The sequence below is a fragment of the Nocardia wallacei genome (genome assembly GCF_029869545.1).
Classification (GTDB): Bacteria; Actinomycetota; Actinomycetes; order Mycobacteriales; family Mycobacteriaceae; genus Nocardia; species Nocardia wallacei_A.
In genome coordinates, this window is record NZ_JARWQD010000232.1 from 1 (window position 1) to 6855 (window position 6855).

The following is a 6855-nucleotide window of genomic DNA, read 5'->3' on the forward strand; positions in this document are numbered from 1 at the left end:
CCGCTTTTTCGGTTCCGTAAAATGGGTGGGGTTCTTTCGTGCCAATGGGGGTTTTTTTGGTTGTTGTGGGGTTTAAAATTTAAAAAAATTTTCCCCAAAAATTCCAACCCCCGGCCCCCCCCCCCCGGGGGGGGGGGCCGACACCACCGAGCAGGGAGACAGCAATGTCCGATACAACGGCGATGGGTGTTGGTCGCCCGTCTGAACTGAGTTGGCGCAAGAGCTCGTTCAGCAACCCGAGCGGAAACTGCGTCGAAGTGGCCACTCTGGCCAACGGTTTGATTGCCGTACGCAACTCGCGCGACCCCGAAGGCGCGGTTCTCGTTTACACTCGCCCCGAGATCGACGCATTTCTCCGGGGCGCGAAGAGTGGGGAGTTCGACGATCTGGCTAGCTGAGCGGTAACATTGGCGTTCGGCGCGGTGCGGTTCGCGACGATACGCGGTCGAGGCCCTCGCTGCTGGTGATCGTCGAGCATCGGAGTAGCACTCATGATCGCAGAGCCCGTCCGTAGCGGCCACGCGTATTCCCTTGTCGCCCACCGCGGTCCGACTGCGCTTCGGATCGCGGTCGGGGGACAACTCCGCAAACTACGAGAAGAAGCCGGAATCACCCGCGAGGGCGCGGGTGAGCACATTCGCGGTTCGCACGCCAAGATCAGCCGGCTCGAACTCGGGCGTACCGGATTCAAGGAACGCGACATTCGAGATCTGCTGACGCTGTACGGCGTCCAGGATCCCGAGCAGCGCGAGATGTTCCTGGATCTGGTTCGCATGGCGAACCAGCCGGGCTGGTGGCACCGGTACAGCGATCTGCTACCGCCCTGGTTCGAGACCTATCTCGGACTCGAGCACGCCGCGAAATCGATCAGAACCTTTGAGGCGCAGCTCGTTCCGGGCCTGTTGCAGACCGAGGAGTACATGCGCGCGATCGTGGCGCTCGGCCACGAGAACTCCGAGACGGCGCGTCGTGTCGAACTGCGCAAGCGTCGGCAGGAGATCCTCGAGCGCCGCGGCGGGCCGACGCTGTGGGCCGTGATCGACGAGGCGGTGCTGCACCGGCCGATCGGCGGTAAAGACGTGCTGCGGGCGCAGCTCGAGCACCTGATCGAGATGTCGGCCCGGCCCAACGTGACGATTCAGGTGCTGACGTACTCCGCGGGTGGGCACGCCGCGGCCGGTAGTTCCTTCACCATGCTCCGCTTCGCCGAACAGGAACTGCCCGACATCGTCTACATGGAACAGCTGACCAGCGCGCTGTATCTGGACCGGCAGCAGGACTTGGAGCTGTACCGGCAGGTCATGGATCGGCTCAGCGTGCAGGCCGAGGCGCCGGCGCGGTCGCGCACGGTATTGAAGGAAGCCGCGGCAGCGCTGGCGTGAGCCGACACCCGAGGCGGTATCGAACGATGAGAGCGACCGTCAGCGAGTGGCCGACGGTCGCCCGGAGTGGATATCGTCTCGGTGGGCCGCACTCGGCCGCCGCCGTATCACTGCCGGATACAGCTGGATGCGATGCGCCAGAAGGCTTCCGGTTGCATCGAGTCGAAATCCCAATCGTTCACCAGGGCGTGCGCGGTGGCGACGATGCGATCGATATCGAAATCGTCACGAGTGGCCGCGCCCGTGGCTTCGACCGCATCGATGACGAAACGTGTCGCGGTTTCCCGCGAGTAGATGTGCTGCTCAGGCCGGTCCCTATCCATAAGTCCGAGCCGACCGAGACCCATTGGCTGGTTCATTCGAGCCCCTGACGCCAGGCCGAGAGGAAACGGGGGCAACTTTCTTTACCTCCGGTTCGCCCAACGGCTTACTGGTAGTCCCCTGTACTGCCTTGCAAAAGGAGTCTAAGTCGGTGTAGCGAGCAGATGCAAGTACATCTGCAACATCGAAGTTGCAGTCGCAGAGTGCTTTTCGGGTGCTGGGTAGTTGCTATTCGTTGCCGATACCCCGGTCGGATTGCCCGGTCGGTCCAAGCGATGAGACCGGTACGGCCGTCACACACGAGCTGGATAGCGGCGATGGCCGTGCCGGAGCGGCCGGAGCCGTCGCAGTGGCGATCTTGCTGTCCGGTTCCAGGTATTTGCGGGCGTGCGAAGCGTGTGTGAATGCGGTCCGAGAAAGTTCGTCTCGGAGTGCGGACGGCGTGCGTAATCGCGCCGATCATGGGCAATCGCGAAGCGGGGGAGCCCGTTTCGACGAAGGAGGAAGCATGCGAACGCTGCGACGGATTCCGCTGCGCCGGGCGCTGACCGCGGGCGCGTCGGTGCTGGTGCTCGGGTCCGGTGCCGCGGGCGTGGCAGGTGCGCAACCTACGGCTACGCCGGTGGACCGGGATTTCCTGATGGCCGCGCACCAGTCCCATATGGCGGAGATCGCCATGGGCGGCCGGGCGACCGCCATGGCCTCGTGCCGGGAGGTGCAGGAGCTGGCGCCGACGCTGGTCGCCGACCACACCCGCCTGGACGGGATGGTGACCGCGGCGGCCGCCCGCAACGGGGTAGCGCTGCCGGTCACCCCGACCGCCGAGCAGGCGCAAACGGTGCTGGACACGGCCCCGAAGACGGGGCGCGACTTCGATATCGCCTGGCTGCAGGCTCAGGAGAAGGGGCATACCGCCGCCCTGCAGAACGCCGAGCGCGAACTGGCCGCGGGGCAGTCCCCGGACGTGCGGGGCGTGGCCGAGCAGTCCGCGCCGCTCATCGAGGAACATCTGGAGGAGGTACGCGAGGCACTGACCGAGTGCTGACCCGCCGCCGATCGCCCGCCCGCCGGTACATCCGGCGGGCGGGCGGTCTGCGGGTGGCGAGCCGCCCGCCGTCCATTCCCCGCGAGTGGTGGTGGGCGGCGAGTCGGTCAGTGGCCGCTGGGGTCGCGCAATCTGCTGCCGTCGCGGGTGCGGATGCGGCGGTGCTCGGCGGCGATGATGGTTCCGCCCACCACGAAGCAGGCGGCGGTGACCAGGGCTCCGAGTACGGTCCAGCCGATGAACCCGTATCCCGCGGCGGTGAGCGTCGCGGCAAGCGTGACCAGGCCGACTCCCACCAGCACCATGCCGGGCCAATTGCGGGCGTCGGCAACGGACTCGCCCGCGCGTGAGCGGCTGGTGCGCCGGGTGTCGGGGGAGTAGCGGCGGCGCCGACCGGCGCCGGGCAGATCGGAGAACGTGGGATCGGGAGTCTCTGAGGTGCCGGACATCAGCGCTGTCCTTCCTGTGTGCTGCAGTGCGGGAACGGTCGACGCCGCCGGTGCGGCGGCAGGGCGCCGTCCGGACGAACCGAACCCTGTTCGGGGCCTACCCGGTGATACTCGGGCTAATCGCGCTCGGCACCGGCTGCCGCGCGCGTGGCCGGGCCCTCGAGCAGCGTGCCGTCGGCGGCGAACCGGGAGCCGTGCAGCGGGCAGTCCCAGGTCTGCTCGGCGTCGTTCCAGGCGAGGATGCCGCCCAGATGCGGGCACACCGCCGAGATGCGGCAGGTGCGGCCGTCGACGGTGCTGACGGCGGTCGGTGACCAGCCGCGGCGCTCGACGCGGCCCCTGCCCTCGGGCGGCGGGTCCGCGCTACCCCGGCGCGGCACGAGGGCACCGGCCCAGCCCGCCGACAGTCGCGCGCCCACCGCGCCGTTGTCGCGCAACAGCGTGGGCAGGGCCGCCAGTTCGCGAGGATTCCACGCGGCGAAGGCGGACGCCCACGGCGGCCGCTTGCCCACGATGTCGGCGACCAGCACATGGGCCGCGGCCACGGCATTGGCCAGGCCCCATTTGGCGTATCCGGTCGCCACCAGAACGCGGTGGTCTCCGGGGCGGATCGGCCCGGCGTAGGGCAGCTGGGCGGTCGGCCGGTAGTCCTGGGCCGACCACTGGTACAGCGGTTCGGCGGTCGGGAACCAGGACCGGGCCCAGGCGGTGAGCTCGTCGGCGTGGGCGCGGGCCGAGCGGGTGCGGCCCACCTCGTGGCCGTTGCCGCCGACCAGGAGCAGATCGCCATGCTCGTCGGGGACGTAGCGCAGCGAGCGCACGGGCGTATCCGCGCTGAGATACATCCCGCGCGGCAGCGGCTCGGCGACCCGGAACGCGGCGGCGTACGAGCGCTGGGCGGAGAGCCGGGCGAAGAAGCCGCCGCGATCGAGAATCGGTGTGCCGGTGGCCAGGACGATGGTGTGCGCGGCCACGTCGCCCTGGTCGGTGTGCAATATCCGATCGCCGCGCGAGCGGGCGCCGTGCACCCTGGTGCCCTCGAAGATCGGCACCTCGCGGGCGTCGAGATCCGCGGCGAGCGCATCGATCACGGCGATCGCGTCGAGCTGGGCCTGGTCGTCCAGCCGCACCGCGCCGTGGTTCGGGAACGGCACCCCGAGGTCGTCGACGAAATAGGTGGGCAGTCCGGCCTTGCGGGTCGCGGACAGTTCGGCCCGGACCAGCTCGGTGTCGTCGGCGGACTGCACGTAGGTGATCGCCGCCTCGCGCTGTACCGGGATGTCGTGCTCGACGCAGTAGCGCAGCAGCCATTGCTGCCCCTCGCGATTGGCGGCCAGGTAGTCGCGCAGCACCGCGATGCCGTGGCGGCGGGCGATCGCGCTCGCGCGGGTGCCCTGCAGCAGGCTGATCTTGCCGGTGGTGTGCCCGGTGGTGACCGCGCCCAGGCGGCGGGCCTCGAGCACCGCCACCTCCACGCCCTGTTCGGCCAGCAGGAGCGCCGTGGTCAGGCCGGTCAGCCCGCCGCCGACCACGACCACGTCGTAGCGGTGACCAGGGGGGAGCGGGGAATGGACGGGGGGACGGGGATTGTGCAGCCAGATCGAGGTCATGCGTCCGGATAGCCGTGGTTCCGGGGTCGAAACGTCGGCGCGGGGCACCGCACCGATTGCCGATTGAGTGCTTGCGCGGTGGGTACGCGACCAATGTCCACGTCGGACGACAGTGAAGGGACGACATTGTGGCTGCGACCGGCGATCCGGCCACCGGCGGCCGGACGTGGAACTGGCGGGCGCGCCACGAGACCGAGACGCAGCGGCTCGATCGGCAGTGGGCCGTCCTGATCCAGGAGACCCGCGTCGTGCAGACCGGTGTGCAACTGCTGACGGGACTGCTGCTGACCGTGCCGTTCCAGCAGCGGTTCGAGGAGCTGTCGACGCCGATGCGGTGGTTGTACCTGGCGACGGTGACCGCGTCGGTCGCCGCGACGGTGTTCCTGGTGGCGCCGGTGTCGGCGCACCGGGTGCTGTTCCGGCGGCATCGGCTGGCGCGGGCCGTGGCCGATGCGCATCGGTTCGCGATCGCCGGGCTCGCCCTGCTCGGCATCGCCCTGACCGGGGTGATGGTGCTGATCTTCGGGTTCGTGGCCGGGCCGGTTCCGGCCGCGGTGGCGGGGACGGCCTGCGCGGTGCTGTTCGTCGCCGTCTGGGTGGTGCAGCCGTGGCGGCAGCGCCGCGAATCCGGCCCCCCTGACGAATGATGGTATGAATCACACTGGCGCACAGTGTGTTTCGAGTGGACGCGCCCGGGTAGCACCCGAATGCCCATGATGAACGACATTCTGGAGGTGAATGTCATGACCGAGCACGACAAGAGTGGCGTCCGAGAGGGCATCGAGGGCGTTGTCGAAGGCGCCAAGGGCAAGGCGAAGGAAACCGCCGGCGCGGTTTTCGACAACGACTCGCTGCGCGAGGAGGGCCGCGCCCAGCAGGAGCGGGCGGAGTCCGAGCGCGAGGCCGCCAAGCGGGAGGCCCAGGCCGAGAAGGAACGGACCAAGGCCGACGCCGACGAGGAGCGCCAGCGCGCGCACCAGCGCGACCGCTGACCCGCCGACACCCGCGAATATTCGGTTGCCCGGCAGCGATGCCGGGCAACCGGTCTGTTCGATGCCTGTGCTGGGACGTGTGAGTGGTCGCGCCGGGGGTATCGCCTGAGCAGGTCCGTTGTCCCGGACGCGAGGTGCGCACCGCGCACGACCGGCGGCACGGCCGCCCGGACCGATATCCGCGGAGGGAGTGGGATCCGTGACGCCTGCCGGAGATCTGGAACTCGTCGACGCGTGGTGGCGGGCGGCGAACTATCTGTCGGTCGGTCAGCTGTACCTGCTGGACAATCCGCTGCTCACCGAGCCGCTGCGCACCGACCACCTCAAGGGCAGACTGCTCGGGCACTGGGGCACCGTGCCGGGCCTGACCCTGACCTACGCGCACCTGAACCGCCTGATCGCGCGCGACGGCCACTCGATGCTGTTCGTGGCCGGTCCCGGGCACGGCGCGGCGGGCCTGAACGCCGCGGCGTGGCTGGAGGGCAGCTTCGGCGAACGGCATCCCGGCGCGCAGCGCGATCTCGCCGGGATGCGAGAGTTGTTCCGGCAGTTCTCCTTTCCCGGCGGCGGGCCCAGCCACGCCTCGCCGCACCTGCCCGGCTCCATTCACGAGGGCGGCGAGCTGGGCTATTCCCTCGCGCACGCCACGGGTGCGGCGCTGGACAATCCCGAGCTGACGGTGGCGTGCGTGATCGGCGACGGCGAGGCCGAGACCGGGCCGCTGGCGGCGAGCTGGCACGCCCCGGCGTTCCTGCACCCCACCCAGGACGGCGCGGTGCTGCCGATCCTGCATCTGAACGGGTACAAGATCGCCAATCCGACGGTGCCGGGCCGGATGCGGCGCGAGGATCTGATCGCCCTGCTGCGCGCGCACGGCTGGGCGCCCGTCGTGGTGGCGGGCGACCATCCGGCCAAGGTGCACGAGCAGTACGCCGCGGCGCTGGAGGGCGCCTTCGACCGCATCGCCGAGGGGCGGGCCGGGGGCCGCGCCGCGCGGGCCCGTATAAACCGGGGGCGCCCCGAGCGCAGGTCCAGGCCCCGCCCGGGGGGCCGCGG

At 69.7% G+C, this 6855-nt stretch carries 9 protein-coding genes; 6 read left to right on the top strand and 3 right to left on the bottom strand.

The window, feature by feature from the left end:
- The first annotated feature begins 164 nt into the window (after positions 1-164).
- Both QH290_RS19645 and QH290_RS19650 read left to right on the top strand, forming a co-directional pair.
- Positions 165-398 carry a DUF397 domain-containing protein gene (locus QH290_RS19645; protein ID WP_280266881.1) on the top strand — a complete coding sequence of 78 codons (234 nt, stop codon included), beginning with the start codon at positions 165-167 and terminating at the stop codon, positions 396-398.
- A gap of 93 nt (positions 399-491) precedes the next feature.
- Positions 492-1382, top strand: coding sequence for a helix-turn-helix domain-containing protein (locus tag QH290_RS19650; protein WP_280384398.1), 891 nt, complete (start codon positions 492-494; stop codon positions 1380-1382).
- Between the two features lie 107 nt (positions 1383-1489).
- Here QH290_RS19650 and QH290_RS19655 read toward each other — a convergent pair whose 3' ends face one another.
- A complete protein-coding gene (locus QH290_RS19655; RefSeq protein ID WP_280267238.1) occupies positions 1490-1705 on the bottom strand; it encodes a hypothetical protein in 216 nt (71 codons plus the stop codon).
- A 506-nt stretch (positions 1706-2211) separates the two neighbouring features.
- Here QH290_RS19655 and QH290_RS19660 point away from each other — a divergent pair.
- Positions 2212-2748 carry a DUF4142 domain-containing protein gene (locus tag QH290_RS19660; protein WP_280267237.1) on the top strand — a complete coding sequence of 179 codons (537 nt, stop codon included), beginning with the start codon at positions 2212-2214 and terminating at the stop codon, positions 2746-2748.
- A 107-nt stretch (positions 2749-2855) separates the two neighbouring features.
- On the opposite strand, the gene QH290_RS19665 is transcribed toward QH290_RS19660, so the two are convergent.
- Together QH290_RS19665 and QH290_RS19670 are read right to left on the bottom strand one after the other, a co-directional pair.
- A complete protein-coding gene (locus tag QH290_RS19665; RefSeq protein WP_280384401.1) occupies positions 2856-3197 on the bottom strand; it encodes a hypothetical protein in 342 nt (113 codons plus the stop codon).
- Positions 3198-3313: 116 nt separating this feature from the next.
- The gene (locus QH290_RS19670) at positions 3314-4807 is read right to left on the bottom strand and encodes an FAD-dependent oxidoreductase (protein ID WP_280384403.1); all 1494 of its coding nucleotides are present in this window, start codon (positions 4805-4807) and stop codon (positions 3314-3316) included.
- Positions 4808-4935: 128 nt separating this feature from the next.
- On the opposite strand from QH290_RS19670, the gene QH290_RS19675 reads away from it, so the two are divergent.
- The 3 genes from QH290_RS19675 to QH290_RS19685 form a co-directional block, all read left to right on the top strand.
- Complete coding sequence (locus tag QH290_RS19675; RefSeq protein WP_280384405.1) at positions 4936-5454, top strand: DUF6328 family protein; 519 nt, start codon at positions 4936-4938, stop codon at positions 5452-5454.
- A gap of 66 nt (positions 5455-5520) precedes the next feature.
- Positions 5521-5799, top strand: coding sequence for a microaggregate-binding protein 1 (mbp1, locus tag QH290_RS19680; RefSeq protein WP_425301786.1), 279 nt, complete (start codon positions 5521-5523; stop codon positions 5797-5799).
- Between the two features lie 190 nt (positions 5800-5989).
- Positions 5990-6855 (top strand): phosphoketolase family protein (locus QH290_RS19685; RefSeq protein WP_483244249.1); only part of this gene is annotated, 866 nt, incomplete at its 3' end.